The sequence below is a fragment of the Frankia sp. CeCAU1 genome (genome assembly GCF_977971845.1).
Window position 1 is genome coordinate 1 of the sequence record NZ_CDWWXA010000043.1, and the last position, 19,167, is coordinate 19,167.

Here is a 19,167-nt window from a genome sequence, read left to right on the forward strand (position 1 = left end):
CCACCGGAGCTCCGGCATCCGCCGGATCCCCCGCCGTCGCCCCCCGACCGGACCGTCCCGCCGACCGCGATCACCCGGGAGCCTGACCGTGTTGCGCACCATGCTCACCGCCAAGATCCACCGTGCCACGGTCACCCAGGCCGATCTGCACTACGTGGGCTCCGTGACGATCGACGCGGACCTGCTGGCCGCAGCCGACCTGCTGCCTGGCGAGCAGGTCACGATCGTCGACATCAACAACGGCGCCCGGCTGGAGACGTACGCCATCGCGGGACCAGCGGGAAGCGGGATCATCGGTATCAACGGTGCCGCGGCGCGCCTGGTCCAGCCGGGCGACCTAGTGATCATCATTGCGTACGGGCTCATGGACGACGCCGAGGCGCGCCGGCACGTCCCGAAGGTGCTGTTCGTCGACGCGGCAAACCGGATCATCGGGCACGGCGACGACCCGGCCGAACCGCTCCCCGGCGACCCGTCGAGCCTGCGTGGCGACATCCCGGTCGACATCCCGGTACCCGCGGCCGCGACGGCGGTCCGATCGGCCGTGGCTACGCAGTGACCGTGCTACCTTGCCGGCTCGGCGCGCCCCGCCCGGGATGGATGCGCGCCGCGGACGTCGTCGTCATCGGTTCGGGCATCGCCGGGCTCACGACGGTCCTGCACCTGCGCCGGGCGCTGCCCGCCGCCCGGGTGCTGCTGGTGACCAAGGCGCACCTCGACGCCGGGTCGACCCGGTGGGCGCAGGGTGGGATCGCCGCCGCGCTCGCTGCGGAGGACTCGCCCAATGATCATCTTGCCGACACCCTGGTCGCCGGCGTCGGGCTGTGCGACGAGGAGGCAGCCCGAGTGCTGGTCCGCGACGGACCGGCGCGGGTGCGTGAGCTCGCCGAGCTCGGCGCCCGGTTCGATCGGACCACCGACGGCTCGTTCGCCCTCACTCGGGAGGGCGGCCATCTGCGCAACCGCATCATCCATGCGGGTGGGGACGCCACCGGCCTGGAGGTGGAACGCGCCCTGATCACCGCCGTCCGGGCCGATGAGAGCGTCGAGGTCATCGAACACGCCCTGGTCCTCGACCTGCTGCTCGACTCCGACGGCCGGGCCGCCGGCGCCACCCTGCACGTGCTGGGGGAGGGCAGCCGGGACGGCGTCGGCGCGGTGACGGCGGGCGCGGTGGTCCTGGCGACCGGCGGGATGGGACAGATCTTCGCGTCGACGACCAATCCCGGCGTCTCCACCGGGGACGGGGTGGCGCTGGCTCTGCGCGCGGGCGCCGTCGTCGCGGACCTGGAGTTCGTCCAGTTCCACCCGACCGCCCTGTGGCTACCCCCGTCGTCCAGGCCGGACGCCGTCGCCGAACTGCTCGGGGGCCAGCAGCCACTGGTCAGCGAGGCCATGCGGGGGGAGGGTGCCGTTCTCGTCGACGCGGCCGGCGAACGGGTGATGGCGGGCGTCCATCGGCTGGCCGACCTCGCTCCGCGCGACGTCGTCGCCAAGCAGATGTCGCAGGTCATGGCGGCCCAGGGGGTCGATCACCTGTTCCTGGACGCCCGGGGGCTGGGCGCGGCGACCATCGAGCGGCGGTTTCCCTCGATCACCGCGCGCTGCCGGTCCGCCGGCATCGATCCGGTCGTCAGGCCGATCCCCGTCGCGCCGGCCGCCCACTACGCCAGCGGCGGGGTGCGCACGGATCTGTGGGGCCGCACGAGCGTGGCCGGCCTGTACGCCTGCGGGGAGGTGGCCTGCACCGGGGTGCACGGCGCCAACCGGCTCGCGTCGAACAGCCTGCTGGAGGGGCTGGTCTTCGCCGCACGCATCGCGGAGCACCTGGCCGGCACAGCGCCCGGCTGCCGGCACCGCGCCGCCATCCCCGCCGCGCCGGTGGTCGGTCGCGGCAGTGGTCTGACCGACCCCGCCGAACGCGCGGAGCTCGCGCGCGCGATGACCGACGGTGCCGGGGTGCTGCGCAGCGCGGACAGCCTGCGGGCGACGGCGAAGGTACTGGCCGGTCTCGGGGACCTGCGGGTCAGCGGGGCGACGGTCACGGCCGGGCCGCCGGCCTGGGAGATGACCAACCTGCGCACGGTTGCGACGGCCCTCGTCGTCGCCGCCGCCAGCCGGACGGAGACCCGCGGGTCCCATTGGCGAGAGGACTTCGGTGAGCAGGACGACGAACACTGGCTCGGCCGGATCCTCACCCGGCTCAATCCAGAAGGGGAACTGATCGTGGACGTCGAGCCCATGCGCGGCTCGCGGTGAGCGGTTCCGCGCCCGGCTCCGTCTGCGGGCCCGGTTCCGTCGGCGTGCCCGGCGGACGGCTCTCACCCGCCACCCGCAGTGCCCTCGCCTCGGCCGGCCTCGACCCGGACGGGGTGGTGGTCCTGGTCGGCCGCGCGCTCGTGGAGGACCTCCCGGTCTGGGAGGAGAACGAGGTGACCGGCCAGATCGGCGCGGTCGACGCGACCTCCGAGGCGACGGTCGACCCCGCTCTCGTCGGGCACGGCGCCATCGTCTCGCGGGCCGCGGGCGTCGTCGCCGGCCTGCCGGTCGCCGCCGCCGTCTTCGAGAGCCTGCTCGGGCCGGCCGCAACCGTCACCCTGACCGCTCGCGACGGCGACCCTGTCCCGCCGGGTACCACGGTGGCCTACGTCAACGGGCCGGTCCGCGGCCTGCTCACCGCCGAACGTACCGCGCTGAACCTGCTGTGCCACCTGTCCGGGATCGCCACCCTGACGCGGGCCTGGGTCGACGCGGTCGCCGGCACCGGCGCGATGATCCGCGACACCCGCAAGACGCTACCCGGCCTGCGCGCGCTGGAGAAGTACGCGGTGCGCTGCGGGGGCGGGGTGAACCACCGCATGTCGTTGACGGACGCAGCCCTGATCAAGGACAACCACGTGGTCGCGGCGGGCGGCGTGGCGGCGGCGTTCGCCGCGGTGCGGGCACGGTTCCCCGGGCTGCCCGTCGAGGTCGAATGCGACACCGTCGACCAGGTCGCGGAGGCCGTCGATGCCGGATGTGATCTCATCCTCTGCGACAATATGTCGCTGGCGGACCTGCGGGCCGCGGTCCAGCTCGCCCGTCCGGCCGGGGTGCGGCTCGAGGCGAGTGGCGGCCTGACCCTGCAAACGGCGGCGGCGGTGGCAGCCGTCGGCGTCGACTATCTCGCCGTCGGCGCCCTGACCCATTCGGCGCCCGCTCTCGACCTCGGCCTCGATCTCGCCCTGGACCCCGATCATCGCCCGGGATCGGCCACCGCGGGCCCACCGATCGAGGATCTGATCGTGGAGGAATCCTGATGCTGCTCGCCATCGACGTCGGTAACACCAACACCGTCGTCGGCGTGTTCGAGGGTGAACACCTCGCCGACTCCTGGCGGGTGCGCACCGACCCGCAGGCGACCGCGGACGAACTGGTGCTGCTCTACCGCGGCCTTCTCGGCGAGTACCAGGTCACCGGTGTCTCGATCTGCTCAACCGTTCCCGCCGCGCTTCGAGCGCTGCGCCGGATGGTGGTCCGGGCCTTCCACGACATCCCGGTCGTCATCGTCGAACCGGGGACGCGGACCGGGGTTCCCATCCTCATCGACAATCCGAAGGAAGCCGGCGCGGACCGCATCATGAACACACTCGCCGCGCACCACCTCTACGGCGGGCCGGCGATCGTCGTCGACTTCGGCACCTCGACGAACCTGGACATCGTCTCGGCACGCGGCGAGTTCATCGGCGGAATCTTCGCACCGGGCATCGAGATCGCGCTGGACGCACTCGCGTCCCGGGCGGCCCAGCTCCGTAAGGTGGAACTGGTCGCGCCACGTTCCGTCATCGGCAAGAGCACGGTCGAGGCACTCCAGTCTGGCATGATCTACGGCGTCGCCGGCCAGGTGGACGGCCTGGTACGCCGCATCCGGGCCGAGCTGGACACGGATGCGGTGGCGATCGCCACCGGGGGTCTCGCGTCCGTGGTCATCAGGGAAAGTGAGAACCTTGACCGTCACGAGCCCCATCTGACACTCATCGGCCTGCGTCTCGTCTTCGAGAAGAATATCTGATCCGATCCCGACCGGGCTCGTTCGGGCTCGTTCGGGCTGCCTTACGGCGACCAGGATAATTATGACGATCGTGCATCTCCGGGGCTTCGGCCGGTCCAGTGGATTAGGAAACCGACTCTGCCGAGCGGCAGCCACCGGCTTCGACGGACCGCCCTCCCGCGACTCGGTTACGATTCCGTGCCATGCGGGACCGAATCTCGGGAACACAACCCGGCGTATCGTCACATCCCGGCAGCGGATACTTCACTCATCCCTTTCTTGTCACCGCGATGGCAGCATTCTTGTTCGCCGCGGTTCCGATTACATACGGTTGGAATGATCCGGCTTCGGCCGGTCCGCAGCCCCGTACCCTGGCCGTGCTGGGCGACTCCTACTCCTCGGGAGAGGGCAATCCCCCCTTCGACTCGCCGGCCCCCCGGTGCCGGCGGAGCAGCCAGGCCTGGCCACGACTACTGGGCGGTATGGGATCGGGGGTCACCGTCTCGCTGTTCGCCGCGTGTTCCGGAGCCACCACCGGCGCCCTACACGAGTCATTCAAGGGCGAGAAACCCCAGCTGGCCCAGCTACGTGCACTGGGCCGGGCCCCGGACGTCGTCACCATCACCATCGGCGGCAACGATGCCGGATTCGGCAGAGTCATCTTCAGTTGTTATGCGTGGAGATGCTTCTGGGATGGCAACGACCGCCGCGAGCGCGATCTTGTCACCAAGGAACTCCCGGGTGTCCTGAGCGCCAACTACACGGCGGTGAAGGCCGCCGCCCCGCATTCGCGGATCATCGTGGTCGGCTATCCCTACATATTTCCGGACAACCAGCTCAACAACATCTGTACCTGGCTGACCAACAGGGAACGTCGACAGCTGACGAGGCTGAACAGACAGCTCGACCGGGTCATCAGAAAAGCCGCGTCGGATGCGGGAGTGGAGTTCGTCTCGACGGATCGGGCGCTACGCGGTCACGAAATCTGCACACCGGACCCGTGGGTGGCTCCGGTCAATCTGTTCGGACCGACACGTGAGCTGAGCGCGCACCCCACCATGCACGGGCAGCAGGCCATCGCCGAGGCCGTCCAGCGCCATCTCGCCATGGACAGCTGGTGACGCGGGCCGACCAGCCCGGCAACCACGCGATGTCGACCAACTCATGATGCCGACCCGATGACTCGTGGGCATAGCACTGATGGCGACTCCAGTTGACGTCAGACATGAAGTTAGGCTTACTTAAAGTCATGCTCATGCTCATGCTCACGCCACTCCGCGGGAGATCCCGCACCCTGGCACAGCTACGCCCGGCCCAGCCGCGACACACCTCCCGGTCCCGGCAATGAAGCGGTCGGTGAACGAACGCCGCACCGGCTCGGCGGCGTCCCCGGCGGCGCCTTCCAGGGAGGTGGCCCCCGAGGGGACGGCGCCGGAATTCTCCGGGGGTACCGTTCAGTGCGCCGAACCGCCGTTCGAGGCGAGCCTGCGGGACCTCGCCGAGGTGCTGGAGCCACGCGGTGTGCAGTTCGGGATGCCGGACGGCCCGGGCTGGGCCGACTGTGCCTTCCTGACCGGGCCAGCAGGCGTGGCCGAGGCCTTGGCCCGGGTGGGCGACACGCACGGCGCCAGCCCGGAGGTCGCCGCGAGCTACCTGGCGAACTGGTACTCGGCGAACGTCGCAGCCCCGGCCATTGCCTGTTTCGTCCTCCTGCACCGGGTGCCGGCCCTGGCCCCGGCGACGATGTCCCTGCGCGTCCTCGACGGCGGCTGGTTCGACCAGACCGCGTTCCACCGACCGGCCATGACCGTCCTGGCGGATGACCCGATCGCGGGGGGCGCCACCGCCGGAGACGGGATGAATGCCCGGATCGGCGTGGTCGGGGACGTCGCCGCGTTGCGCGGTCGCCTGGTCGAGGAGGTGCTCGCGCATCTCCAACCGTTCGTCGAGGAGCTACGGGGACGGGTCCGGCTCGGCCTTCCGGCGCTGTGGGGGGCGGTAGCCGCGCAGTGCGCCCGCGCCTTCCTGCTGACCGAGCGCGCGACCGGCGATCCCCACCTCGGCCGAGTGGAGGCCGACGCCTTCTTCTCCCGGGCCACACCCACCATCCGGGCCCGGCCCCGTTGGCACGAGTTCGTCCACCACGGCCGGCGGTACACCGGCATACGCCGTGGGTCGTGCTGCCTGGCCTACCGGCTTGGTGACGGCTACTGCACCTCATGTCCCTTTACTGGTGACCAGGATCGCGAGGAACGGCTGCGCGCCTGGATCGACACGCAGGGCAATGGAGGCCTTGCGGTCTGAGAGTCACCCGAAGCGCAGCCCGAGTATGCGCACGTAAAGTAGTTACTCGCGAGATGCAAGCAAGATCTGTCGCTGAAACCCCCAGGGCGACGACAATGAGTAATGTTGACAACGCAAAACGATATACATGTGAGTTGAATCACAACAAGATGCACCTCCTCATCCACTACCGTCGGTAGCATCGGTGAGGAGGCTCACCGAGGTGGGACGCACCGCCTGGCGCGTCCCACCGCACCGTAGGTCCGACCGGAGACGTCGCGAAGCGGGCGGCGTCGTTCTGCTCTTGGCGGAACGACGTGACGGAGTCATGGCTGGTCGGCCACGGTTGCATTAGACGTCTCCGCTGGACGGCCGGTACCTGCGCCGGTCCGCCGCCCACGACGATGTGGGCGGTGCCGGCGGGTAGGTTTCTGTTCGATGCGTGAGGACATGCCTCGGCGGAGCTAGCATGCGGATACCGGCTGTCGTGTGGTCGGTCGCAGCTCGAAGGAGCGCACATGTTCGAGAGATTCACCGACCGGGCACGTCGGGTCGTCGTCCTGGCCCAAGAAGAGGCCAGGATGCTCAACCACAACTACATCGGGACCGAGCACATCCTGCTCGGCCTGATCCACGAGGGCGAGGGCGTCGCCGCCAAGGCCCTCGAGTCCCTCGGCATCTCCCTTGAGGGTGTGCGGTCACAGGTCGAAGAGATCATCGGCCAGGGGCAGCAGGCACCGAGCGGGCACATCCCGTTCACGCCGCGCGCGAAGAAGGTCCTGGAGCTGTCGCTTCGGGAGGCGCTGCAGCTCGGTCACAACTACATCGGCACCGAGCACATCCTGTTGGGCCTGATCCGCGAGGGCGAGGGTGTCGCCGCCCAGGTGCTCGTCAAGCTGGGTGCGGACCTCAACCGGGTGCGGCAGCAGGTCATCCAGCTGCTGTCCGGTTACCAGGGCAAGGGCGAGACCGCCACGTCCGGCGCGCCCGCCGAGGGGACCCCGTCCACCTCCCTGGTGCTCGACCAGTTCGGCCGCAACCTCACCGCGGCCGCGCGCGAGTCCAAGCTCGACCCGGTCATCGGGCGCGAGAAGGAGATCGAGCGCGTCATGCAGGTGCTGTCGCGCCGCACCAAGAACAACCCCGTCCTCATCGGCGAGCCCGGCGTCGGCAAGACCGCCGTGGTCGAGGGGCTGGCGCAGGCGATCATCAAGGGCGAGGTGCCCGAGACCCTGAAGGACAAGCAGCTCTACACCCTCGACCTCGGCGCTCTGGTCGCCGGTTCCCGCTACCGCGGTGACTTCGAGGAACGGCTGAAGAAGGTCCTCAAGGAGATCCGGACCCGCGGCGACATCATCCTGTTCATCGACGAGCTGCACACGTTGGTCGGCGCGGGCGCGGCCGAGGGCGCCATCGACGCGGCGTCGATCCTCAAGCCGATGCTGGCGCGCGGTGAGCTGCAGACGATCGGCGCGACCACGCTCGACGAGTACCGCAAGCACCTGGAGAAGGACGCCGCTCTTGAACGGCGGTTCCAGCCGATCCAGGTCGCGGAGCCGTCGGTGGCGCACACCATCGAGATCCTGAAGGGTCTGCGTGACCGGTACGAGGCGCACCACCGGGTCTCGATCACCGATGCCGCCCTGGTGGCGGCGGCCTCGCTGGCCGACCGGTACATCTCCGACCGGTTCCTGCCGGACAAGGCGATCGACCTGATCGACGAGGCCGGGTCCCGGATGCGCATCCGCCGGATGACCGCTCCGCCGGACCTGCGCGAGTTCGACGAGCGCATCGCCGCCGTCCGCCGGGACAAGGAGTCCGCGATCGACGCGCAGGACTTCGAGAAGGCCGCGTCGCTGCGCGACAAGGAGAAGACCCTGCTGGCCGAGAAGGCCAAGCGGGAGAAGGAGTGGAAGGCCGGCGACATGGACGTCGTCGCCGAGGTGGGCGACGAGGAGATCGCCGAGGTCCTCGCGATCTGGACGGGCATCCCGGTCTTCAAGCTCACCGAGGAGGAGACCGCGCGCCTGCTGCGCATGGAGGACGAGCTGCACAAGCGCGTCATCGGCCAGCAGCAGGCCATCAAGGCCGTCTCCCAGGCGATCCGACGCACCCGCGCCGGGCTGAAGGACCCGAAGCGCCCCGGCGGCTCGTTCATCTTCGCCGGCCCGTCCGGTGTCGGTAAGACCGAGCTGTCGAAGACTCTCGCCGAGTTCCTCTTCGGCGACGAGGACGCGCTCATCCAGCTCGACATGTCCGAGTACATGGAGAAGCACACCGTCTCGCGGCTGGTGGGCTCCCCGCCCGGCTACGTCGGCTACGAGGAGGGCGGCCAGCTCACCGAACGGGTCCGGCGCAAGCCGTTCTCGGTGGTGCTGTTCGACGAGGTCGAGAAGGCCCACCCCGACGTCTTCAACACGCTGCTGCAGATCCTGGAGGATGGTCGCCTGACCGACTCCCAGGGCCGGCTGGTCGACTTCAAGAACACCGTCCTGATCATGACGTCGAACCTGGGCACCCGGGACATCTCCAAGGGTCCCGGCATCGGGTTCGCCACCGGTCAGGGCGCCGTCGACTACGAGCGGATGAAGTCGAAGGTCCAGGACGAGCTCAAGCAGCACTTCCGGCCCGAGTTCCTCAACCGGATCGACGACATCATCGTCTTCCACCAGCTCTCCGAGAACGAGATCATCCAGATCGTCGATCTCATGCTGGCCCGGGTGGACGCGCAGCTGAAGAACAAGGACATGGCCCTCGAGTTGACGTCGGCCGCCAAGGCGCTTCTGGCGAAGAAGGGGTACGATCCGGTGCTGGGCGCCCGGCCACTGCGCCGGACGATCCAGCGGGAGATCGAGGACGTCCTGTCCGAGAAGATCCTCTACGGCACGCTCAAGCCGGGCGAGATCGTCGTCGGGGATGTCGAAGGCGACGGTGACGAGGCGAAGTTCGTCTTCCGCGGCGAGACGAAGCCGAACCAGGTGCCCGATGCCCCGCCGGTCGATCTGGCCAAGTCCAGCGAGTAGGCGGTCGGGAATTCCGTGCCGCCTCCCGGGAGGCGGCCGGTCCGGTGACCCGGCGAGGGCCGGGCGCGATGGCCGGAGTAGCCCCGCGGCTGCTCCGGCCATCGCAGTCTCGGCCGCGTAGCCGGGCTGGTCGCTCCAGAGCTGGAACACGTTCGTTCTCTCACACATCGCTCGGCCGCACCGCTCGATCGGCGACCGGTAACGGAATATGGGAAAATGTCAGCCATCGGGTAACCATCTTGCCGGCCGGGGCACCCGGCGAGATCGGGTCCGGTTGCCGGCGCAGGCACGAGCACAGGCACAACTTCATCGCCCCGAGGACGATTCGGACTGCTGGTTCGGCGAACGGGAGAGCTCCGCTGGTGACTGGTAGTCCCGACGTCGCGCTCGGCGTTCACCTGACTTTCGGCTCCGATCCGGCCACGTCCATGGTCGTCTCGTGGCTGACCCGAACGGCCGTCCCTCGGCCCCAGGTACGGTTCGGTCCGGCGGCTGGCGGGTCTACCCGCTCGGTGACCGCGCTCACCCGTTCCTACACGGACGCCCTGACGAACGAGGTGGTCTTCGCCCACCATGCGCACCTGTCCGGACTCCTGCCGGCTGCCGACTACCGCTATGACGTGGGTCATGATGGGCGCTGGGGCTTGGCCCACGGGTCGTTCCGCACGGCTCCGCGGCATCGGGCCGCCTTCAGCTTCACCTGCTTCGGCGACCAGGGCACCGACGAGCCGCACGACCCGTACGGCTCGGCCGCGTCACGCCACGTGATAACCGGAGTGGAACGCCTCGCGCCGCTGTTCAACCTCGCGAACGGTGACCTGTCGTACGCCAACCAGCGCACGGATCCGGTTCGCGCCTGGTTCGACTGGTTCGCGATGATCAGCGCCTCCGCCCGGTTCCGGCCGTGGATGCCCTGCAACGGCAACCATGAGACCGAGCGGGGCAACGGAGCTCTGGGGCTCGCAGCCTACCAGACCTACTTCGCCCTTCCCCAGCACGACGAGGAGGCCTACCTCGCCGGGCTCTGGTACGCGTTCACCGTCGGCGGCGTGCGGTTCGTCATGCTCAGCGCCGCCGACGTCTGCTATCAGGACAGCGGGCGAGTCTACCTCCATGGGTACAGCGCCGGCCGGCAGACCTCCTGGTTGAGACAGACCCTCAAACAGGCCCGCGCCGATCCCGGTATCGACTGGATCGTCGTCGGCATGCACCACGCCGCGGTGTCGACCGCGGCGGAGCACAACGGCGCCGACCTCGGTATCCGGGAGGAATGGCTGCCATTGTTCGACACCTACGAGGTGGATCTGGTGCTCTGCGGCCACGAGCACCACTACGAGCGCACTCATCCGCTGCGCGGGGTCGTGCCGGACAGCGCGACCCGGACTCCCCGCCCGGTCCCCGGCGCGACGACGCCCGCCCGGAAGACCGCTGACGGAGCGGGCGCCGCGGCCGGTGACGGGGCCGGTGACCTGCTCGACACCTCGGCGGGCACCGTTCACCTGCTCGTGGGCACCGGAGGATCCTCGTCGCCGTCCGCGCACGCACTGTTCGATCCACCCGCCTGCTGGGTCATCGTCGGCGTGCACGAACAGGATCCCGGCCGGGGGCATCGCCAATCGGTCCGGGCGAGAGAGGACGCGCCCTGGCTCGCCTTCCGGGCGCCGGAGCATCCGTATGCCTTCGCGGCTTTCGAGGTGGATCCAGGTGAACCGGGCGGCTCGACGAGCATCCGGGTGACCGTGTACGACTCCAGTGCACCGGCGCCGGTCCCGTTCGACCGGTTCACCCTCGTCCGGCCACGCGCCGACGCGGCCGTGCCCACCACCTGACCGGCCACCCGACCGAGAAGCCGTCGGACGGTGCGAAGCGGGCCGGTTCTGATCACCCTTCCGGCGGGAGCTCAGGAATCGTGCCACGACCATGACAACCTCGATCTCGACCGAAGACCGTTCACCGATCGCATCGTGTGACGGTATTCAACGTCAGATCCGCCCCCAGGATAGCGTCACTCGCTGTGAGATCCGTCGGATCATTGGCGCCGGAACCACCGCCGCTGCACCGATCAGCTCGATGGATCCCGCCAATTCCGCGAACAAACCGCGCCCGCGCGGTGGCGGGCACGTCCGGGACGACGAACGAGCCGAATAACATCACGTCAACATCATGGATACAACGGCGACCCACCATGCGACGAAAAGACGACCGCGGAAGTTCACCGGCGGCGCGGCAGCGGGCACTACAGAACTTCGTCGGGGGTACGACCCTGGGCCCGGTTGCCGATCCTTCCTCGGGCGGGAGCGACGGCACACCCCATGGAAGGATCGCAACCGACGGGCCGGCAGCGATCGCAAGGCCGATTTTTCAGGACTCCTCTGGACATCCACCAGGCGCCAGGAATATTTTTCCGCCAGCACGCCACAATTCACCGGGATAGCACGATCAATGCCCGGCTGAGGGACCGCCGTCTGGGGGGCGACCATTGGCTGAGAAGCAGCGAGCGGCCAGGGGGCTCCTGTCCTCAGGCCCACCCACTATGACCAGGATTTTCGGGCGGGACCAACATTACGCGGCCCGGTATTACGGCCCCCGGAAGAAAGTATCACCGGCAGGTGCGAGCGGATTTGAGGACACCCGGGAAGGCGTCGCCGCCGGATCCGTCGTCCTCGGCGCTTGTCGCGGCTGGCACGTTCAGCGACGCCGCCGGGTCCGGCGGAACGGGTGTCTACCGTGATCGATCACCTGGGGACGTCGATGGCGCGGTCCGGCCGGGCGGCGGAGGCAACGCGGCTCGACCAGATGATCTATGCCTGGCCGCGCCGAAGCAGGACGGGCGGCGAAGGTTACCTCCCGACGGCGAGCTCCCTGGGCTCCACGGTGACCAGGTCCTGGAGCGGGCTTCTCGCCGGCGAGGTCGAGCTCGACGAGAGCCGGGTCCCCCACCCACCGTCGGCGCTCGCCTACCTCATCCGATCTCCGGATCATCCCGAGGCGCCGGATCATCTCACGGCGAGGGATCCGCACCGCATCCCGGAAGCAGCGCTCGTGCACCGGATCCGGATCCCGGAACACGGCGGCGACGGCCGGGCCCGGCTGCGTGCCCACATCCTGATCGGCCGGGCGGACTATCTGACCGAACGGGTGGGGCTCGCGTTGTACGCGGCGGGTGGGGTCGTGGTGGGGAACTCCCGCACCATCCCGCGGCTGGCTCCCCTGCACCTGCGCGACCTCACCGCACGCCGACGGACGGGCGAGCGGACCCTGCGCCAGTCGGCGCGCGCGGGAGTGCGGCGCGATCGGCTCGTCACGCTCATCGCGACGGTACTGGCATGGTCGCGGGCCGAGCGTCCCTTCGTGGTGGCCAACACTGGTTCGGATGAGGCGCTCATGCTGATGTGGGCCCTGGTGGAGATCCTCGAAGGCGTTCTGCCCTACCGGCTGACCTTCTCCACGCATGCGACCACCGTCCCTTCAGGCGCCGCCCCCTCGGGCGCGCGGCACACCGACGAGCCAGGCCCGCGGTTCCTGTTCGTCCCGTTCGAACCAGAGTGTGCCGGTAATGGGGAGCCCGCCGCGATCCACGTGGATCCGCGGGTCGGGCCGGACGCTCCACCGATCATGACCGCCGCCGCCCGGCTGCTCGTGGACCTCCACGGCCGCGGTGGGATGCGGGGAATCGGCGACCTGCTGGCCCTGGTCGGTGACGAGATGTTCGATCCGAGCCGGCCGGAAGCCTGGTGCCGGCGGGTGATGGGGAACGGGGTCGAGAGGACCACCGCGCCGCCGCCCGGCGGCGACCTGGCCACCATCGCGGATACCGCGGGTGCTCCGCGCGCGGGCTCCCCGGATACCGCGAGTGGTTCGGGTACGTCGGGTCCCCCGGATCCGGCACCCCTCTCGACCACGACCGATGCCGTCGGCCTGGGACACGCGACGGCCCCGGCCGCGCCGGGCGATCCGGCACCGGCAGCGACGGCAGGCGCCGGAGCGCTCGCCGTCCGCGAACACCTCCGCGAACGGTACGAACGCCTGCGGGCTTCGAACTGGTCGAGCTCCGCCGAACAGGGCACGGCCGCGGACCCCGTGCGCCGTCTTTTCACCGCCCTCATCGAACCGGTCGGTCTGCCGGCGGACCTGGCGAGCGTGGAGCGACTGCGCGGTCAGTTGCGCCGGGTCGCGGGGCTGCTGGCCGGCCCCGTCGCCGGCCCGGGCGGCGGGCTCGTGCCAGCGGCCCGGGCAACGGACCCCGGGCCCCGGGAACGGTTGCGCGAGGAGATCGTCGGCGTCATTCTGGGCCGGCTGCGGGAGGAGGAGCCGCCCGGCCGGATGATCGACAAGATCTCCAACGCGGTCGCCGAGGAGCAGCGCCAGGTCGAAGGAACAATCTCCGCCCTCGCGGACGAACTCGCCGCGTTGCGGCTTCCTTCGCCCGCACAGGTTCACGACGAGCCACCGCACCGGGACGAGCCACCGCACCGGGACGAGCCACTGCGCCAGGCAGTCCCGCTGCTCGCGGTCGCCCTAGAGTCGATCTTCTCGGGATACCGGATGACCTCCGCGCGCGACAACGCGATCCGGCTGGCCACGGAGACCGTCGAGGCGCTGCGCGCCGCCCGACCGGACCACCTGTCGGCGTCGCCTACCGGTGCTTCCCGACCCGCCCGACTCGCCGTCACCGTGCGCCGCGTCCCCCGACCTGCCACGCCGCCGCCCGCCACACCGGAATCGGCCACCGCGCAGCCAACCGATCCGGGCTCAGAGGAACGGCGGCACCTGAAACGGCTGGAACGGGACGCGGGGAACGCCGTCATCCGACACGTCGCGGAGGCGTATCGGCAGGAGTGGTCGTACTGGGACGATCGTCTGCACCCGATCGACCGGCTGCTCGCCGCGTTGGGCGTCCCGCTGGGCATCTCCCTCAACGACGCGGCGTACGACCCTCTCGTCGATCCGCTCAAGTCACCCACCGAACTCCGCGAGCTCGCCGCGCTACGTGGCCTGCTGCACTGCACCCTGCCGCAGCGCGGCGAGCCCGCCCGGTCTCCTCTCGGAACGGTCTCTCCACGCCCCCCCGGCCGCCGTACCGATGTCCTGGCCCGCGCCGCGAGCGACGTCACTCAGGCCATCACCCGACGGCTGGCCCCGGACGCCTACCAGAGCGACCACGACCGCGCCGCCTACATCGACGCGGTGCACCGCGCGGTGACGACGATGCAGCGCGAAGTCGTAGAGATGTTGACCCGGCTGGTCGCGGGGCTCGCCGCGCTCGCGATCCCGGCGGCCGCGGTAGACCCCGCCGTCTGGGCCGGGCGCCGCATCGATCTGATCCATCAGACGCTGCGGGCCCTCTTCGACCTGTTCGGCCTGCCCGAGGGTTTCGAATTCGCCAGAGCCCTGGCAGACGAGGTGGTGACAGGCGCCGCGCCGACGGGTGGCGGGTCACGGTGGCCCCCGGAGCCGGCCGCGGCGAAAGTCGTGCGTCTGCTGCGCGAAACCCATGCCCGGGGAGCCGATGCGTTCCGGCTGCTCGTTCTCTACGCCCCGGGATGGCATACCGCCGAGGACATCCGCGATGACATCGCCTACGCGGGGGCCTCCCCGGTCGGGCCACCCGGCCGGCCCGCGTCGCGGGCACATGAGGCGGAGGTACTCGGAGCCGGTGCGCGCCCGTATTTCGAGCGGTTGGTCGCGGTCGAGGCCGCGTCGGGCCGAGGCGACGGGCCGCTGATGCAGACCGTGCGGCGCATCGCCGGCCTCTACCTGCCCGGCGCGTCCCACGAACCCGGTCCGCCAGGAGCGCCAGGAGCGCCAGGAGCGCCAGGAGCATTCGAGAACGATCTACGTGTCCTGGGTGCGGAGCTCGCCGCCCGCATTCCGCCGACCTGGCCGGATGGTCCCGATCCGGCGATCGCCTTCCTCCGAGCCTGCCAGCTTGGCCAGCCGAACGCGGCCCGCGTCTTCGGGCTGTTGGTCCGACATGTTCCGAACTGGGACGATGCCTGGGATCTGCACGAGGTCATCCGCCGGGACGGTGCCCCGGGCCAGGAAACCGCCCATCCGGAGGAGGGGCCGTTGACGGGTCCGGAGTTGGCCAGAGCGGCGGAGAGGTACTTCCGCCGAACAGTGCGGGGATCGGAGGCAGATCGCCCCTTCCCCGCCGACCTGGAACGCGTCGTGCGCCGGCTGGTGGCGCTCTACCTCCCCGACGACCCGCGGCTGCGGGCCGCGAGCGAGCTGCCCGGCTTCGTCGAGAGCCAGGTGATCGCCGCGATCAGCCGACCCGCACCGCTCAGGCGCCGCCGCCTGCTCCCGTGGCTCGCCACGACCGCCATGACCACCAGAGTCGCCGTGACCACCAGAGTCGCCGTGACCGCCGTGACGTTGTGCCTGACCCTGATGATCTTCCTCACCGTGATGCGTTGATGCGGCGGCGAACAATCACCGTCTCGCGCCCCCCGATACGGGCCGTCACCGTTCATCGGAGGCATCCTTCGTGGCGCCCGCCTCTCGGCGGGGCCGCCCGGGGGTCGGCCCTACTCGGCCGCGCCCAAGTCTGGAACAATGCTCAGCACTTGTGTCAGTGTCGCGACACATACCCGGTCTCTTCTGAGTTGATGCCCTTAGGTATGAAGGAAGACGGCTGGCGACACGTCCTACAGCGTGATCGTAATTGCTACGGCGAGGACGGAGGCCATGGGTAGCCCGCTGGTACCGATCATGCTCATTGTGATGCTGCTGGTGGGTGGGCTGGTCTTCGTCATCCTCAACAACCGGCCCGCCCGGCCCGAGGAGAACCAGCGACGCTCTCGTGGCCTCGACCATCAGCGCCACCGATACGGTACGGTGCCGATCCGTGACAGCTCTGACGCCACCCCGCCCGACGGGATCGTGCCCGGCTTCGCCGAGCCGGCGCCGGTCTCCTCGGCAACCGGTGCGACGGGCAACACGGCGGACAGGTCAGCGGACAGCGCGAGCGGCGTCCCGGACGCAGGCGCGGCATGGGGAGGGGATGTGACCTCGCAGGTTTCCGTCGGCGGCGGTGAAGGCGACCGCGATCCCGACTCCACCGGCTGGACGCCACCGCCCGCCGGTCAGCCGCACCTCGGGCCCGGTGCCTTCGGTGACGAACGGGCGGATGCCACCCGCTACTACGACCCGGCGACCGGCGACTATCCCCTCCCGCCACCCGGGGAACACGCGCCGGCTCCGCGCGGCGCCGAGTCAACCCGAACGGTTGAGGACACGCCGTGGGAGAGCTCCCCCACGGCGACGACCGTCCCCGTGGCTCCGCCCGCTCCCCCGAGGGGGCAGACAGGCGATCTCATGGCGATCGAGCCGGAGCAGACGACGGCCGCCGCGCTGCGACTCGCCGCCGCGGGGCGCACCCGCCGGGGCAAACGCGGCGGTCCCAACGAGGACGCGTTCGTCGTCGTCGACGGGCTGCTGGCGGTGTCGGACGGGGTCGGTGGCGAGGCTGCCGGCCAGATCGCGTCCACGCTGACGGTCACCACGGTGGCGGGTTTCCGCCCGCAGTACGCCGAGGATCCGCTCGCGGGCCTGCGCAAGGCCGTGGAACGGGCGAACTGGGTGGTCCGGACCCGGGCTCGAGAGGAGCCGGCCTGGCTCGGCATGGCCTGCACGCTGGACGTCGTCATCCTCGGGCGCCAGCAGAGCACCGGCGAGTACCTCACCGTCGCACACGTTGGTGACAGCTCGGTGTGGTTGCAGCCCGGCAAGGGACGGCCGCGGGCACTGACCACGCCGCACGCGATCCGTAACGGTCCGTTGCTCAACGCCGTCGGGCTCGCTGACGAGATCGAGGCGGACATCTTCAGCGAGCCGGTCCGCGCCGGTGACCGGGTCGTTCTCGCCAGCGACGGCATCACCAAGGTGATGAGCCCGGAACAGCTCGACGGCCTGCTGAGCGCGCTGGGGCCCGAGCCGCCCGAGCGGGCCGCGGACGCGCTCGTCGAAGCGGCCCTGCTGGCCGGTGCCCGGGACGACACCACCATCGTCGTCGCGGATCTGGTGTCCGAACCCGCCGCCCGGTGAGTTCGTCCGGACATCCGGTCCCGGCCCGGTGTCCGGACGTCCTAGACAGACGGGCTGAGACCCGCCGACAGCCGCCCCGAGAGGTCAGGAGACGCGCTGACCGACCGGGCAGTCCAGGGCGCTGGCGCGGGTCAGGCCGTCGACGGACAGCCGGGCGGACAGGCGCACCGGTCCGGACGACTCGGTGAGAATGCCCGTCCAGCCCCCGGCCGCCCGGAAGACGCACGCCGTGCCCCCCGACAGCTGCCAGTAGGGGGTGTAGTGCACGAGCACCGTGGCGACCCCGGGCGCGTGGAAGTCGACCGCGACCGAACTCACCCCCAGTTCGGTGAGCGAGGCCGGTCCCTGCACCAGGCCCGGGGAGTCGGTGACGAGCCACACCTTCCAGTGCGCGTTCTGCCAGGCGAGATCGAGATAAGGCAGACCGGCTCGCAGCAGCCTGGCCTCGGCGACCGCGGAGGGATCCAGCTCGACGTCGGGGAGGGCGACGTAGCGGACGCCGCGGGCGAGCAGCCACTCGTGGTAGGTCTCGGTGTTCAGGGTGCCGTCGTAGAACAGCGCGTTGTACTTGCTGTCGAGCTGGCGCAGCCAGCCGCGGGCCATGGGTACGGACGGGGCGACGAAGCGCGCCTCCCAGTGGGCCCGGGTGAAGGGGATCTCCACCCGCCCGGCCGACACCGGTGCGCCGCGGTCGAGGTAGTCGAGGAGCTCGGTGTAATAGGCCTTCGACCCGGACGGATCGCCGTGGACAAGCAGCGCCCCGTGCACCGGCCCGATCTGCCAGCCGATCAGCGGGATCGCCACGACCGCGAGGACGCGGCGGCGTTCGGCGAGCAACAACGCCGCGGTAGGGCCGGCGAGCAGCGTCGCCGGTCGGGTGATGTTTCCGCCGATCTGGGTGGGCACGAAAAAGAAGACCACTGCCGCGGCCGCCCAGAGCAACAGGCCGTGCCGGATGGGCCGGATGAGCCGGGCGTGCCCGGGCACGACGAGCAGGCCGACCGCGATGAGGGTCAGCAGCGACAGGAAGGTGAGCGCGGGAAAGGGCTGGTACCCGTCCTCGGGAAACGCGAGCGCGACGATGATGCCGGATCCGGCGCCGGCGAACGGGAGCGCCCGGCGCCATCCGATCGTCGGCAGCAACGCGAGGCCGACGAGCAGCACGAAGCCGCCGGCCAACGGAGACGCCAGCGACGACAGGACCGCGCCGATCCAGGTCAGCTTCGTGTGCCGTTCCCGCGCGCCGACCAGCGCCAGAGCACCGAAGGTCATCCCGAGCGCGAACGGCATACGGCCCACGACGAGGTTCGCCACCGTCGAGACCGCGAACCAGACGAGGACCAGATCATGCCCGGTCCGCAGGCCAGGACCGCGGAGCAACCGGGTCACGATCATCGTCGAGGCGACGCAGGAGATCGCGCCGAGCGGCTGTACCCCGACAAGCGCACCGAGCGGGGGGAACAGCACACTGTAGCCGGGGATGGTGTGACCGCCGTACCACTGATCATCCCAGAGCACCACTCCGCCGTGCCGGAACAGCCAGACCCGGTACTCCTGGGCGGGGGTGTCCGGACCGGTGATGCCAAGACCGACGCACAGCAGGCAGAGCGCGGCGGTCAGAATCCAGGGCCAGCGGCGAACCGCCACGACGACAGCGAGAACACCCCGCACGAGCGGTCCGCGGTGCCGCGGCGGCTCGAGGGCGATGGAAGGGGTCTGGGGCAGTGTGGCCACGCGAGGCTCCGACCCGGGGTGCCCGGGCCCACCCGTCGCCGGGGCGGT

General features: G+C 70.2%; 11 protein-coding genes. 10 read left to right on the forward strand and 1 reads right to left on the reverse strand.

Annotated features, from left to right (window positions below; translation table 11 throughout):
- Positions 1 to 88 precede the first annotated feature (88 nt).
- The 10 genes from panD (at position 89) to AC08OO_RS10230 (ending at position 17,385) form a co-directional block, all read left to right on the forward strand.
- On the forward strand, positions 89 to 559 hold the full coding sequence (panD, locus tag AC08OO_RS10185; protein WP_476610448.1) for an aspartate 1-decarboxylase: 471 nt from the start codon (positions 89 to 91) through the stop codon (positions 557 to 559).
- Positions 556 to 2,259, forward strand: coding sequence for an L-aspartate oxidase (locus tag AC08OO_RS10190; protein WP_476610447.1), 1,704 nt, complete (start codon positions 556 to 558; stop codon positions 2,257 to 2,259). The genes panD and AC08OO_RS10190 overlap by 4 nt, the downstream gene beginning before the upstream one ends.
- Entirely contained in the window at positions 2,256 to 3,299 is a 1,044-nt protein-coding gene (nadC, locus tag AC08OO_RS10195) for a carboxylating nicotinate-nucleotide diphosphorylase (protein ID WP_476610446.1), read from the forward strand. Before AC08OO_RS10190 ends, nadC begins: the two co-directional genes overlap by 4 nt.
- On the forward strand, positions 3,299 to 4,051 hold the full coding sequence (locus AC08OO_RS10200) for a type III pantothenate kinase (protein ID WP_476607509.1): 753 nt from the start codon (positions 3,299 to 3,301) through the stop codon (positions 4,049 to 4,051). The genes nadC and AC08OO_RS10200 overlap by 1 nt, the downstream gene beginning before the upstream one ends.
- Before the next feature lie 182 nt (positions 4,052 to 4,233).
- On the forward strand, positions 4,234 to 5,151 hold the full coding sequence (locus tag AC08OO_RS10205; protein ID WP_476618445.1) for an SGNH/GDSL hydrolase family protein: 918 nt from the start codon (positions 4,234 to 4,236) through the stop codon (positions 5,149 to 5,151).
- Between the two features lie 235 nt (positions 5,152 to 5,386).
- The gene (locus AC08OO_RS10210; protein WP_476610444.1) at positions 5,387 to 6,334 is read left to right on the forward strand and encodes a (2Fe-2S)-binding protein; all 948 of its coding nucleotides are present in this window, start codon (positions 5,387 to 5,389) and stop codon (positions 6,332 to 6,334) included.
- 497 nt (positions 6,335 to 6,831) lie between these two features.
- On the forward strand, positions 6,832 to 9,336 hold the full coding sequence (locus tag AC08OO_RS10215; protein ID WP_476618446.1) for an ATP-dependent Clp protease ATP-binding subunit: 2,505 nt from the start codon (positions 6,832 to 6,834) through the stop codon (positions 9,334 to 9,336).
- Positions 9,337 to 9,404: 68 nt separating this feature from the next.
- Entirely contained in the window at positions 9,405 to 11,165 is a 1,761-nt protein-coding gene (locus AC08OO_RS10220) for a purple acid phosphatase family protein (protein WP_476609230.1), read from the forward strand.
- An 898-nt stretch (positions 11,166 to 12,063) separates the two neighbouring features.
- Positions 12,064 to 15,756, forward strand: coding sequence for a hypothetical protein (locus tag AC08OO_RS10225; RefSeq protein WP_476609229.1), 3,693 nt, complete (start codon positions 12,064 to 12,066; stop codon positions 15,754 to 15,756).
- 270 nt (positions 15,757 to 16,026) lie between these two features.
- Positions 16,027 to 17,385, forward strand: coding sequence for a PP2C family protein-serine/threonine phosphatase (locus AC08OO_RS10230; protein ID WP_476609228.1), 1,359 nt, complete (start codon positions 16,027 to 16,029; stop codon positions 17,383 to 17,385).
- A gap of 84 nt (positions 17,386 to 17,469) precedes the next feature.
- Here AC08OO_RS10230 and AC08OO_RS10235 read toward each other — a convergent pair whose 3' ends face one another.
- On the reverse strand, positions 17,470 to 19,119 hold the full coding sequence (locus tag AC08OO_RS10235; protein ID WP_476609227.1) for a hypothetical protein: 1,650 nt from the start codon (positions 19,117 to 19,119) through the stop codon (positions 17,470 to 17,472).
- Positions 19,120 to 19,167 lie beyond the last annotated feature (48 nt).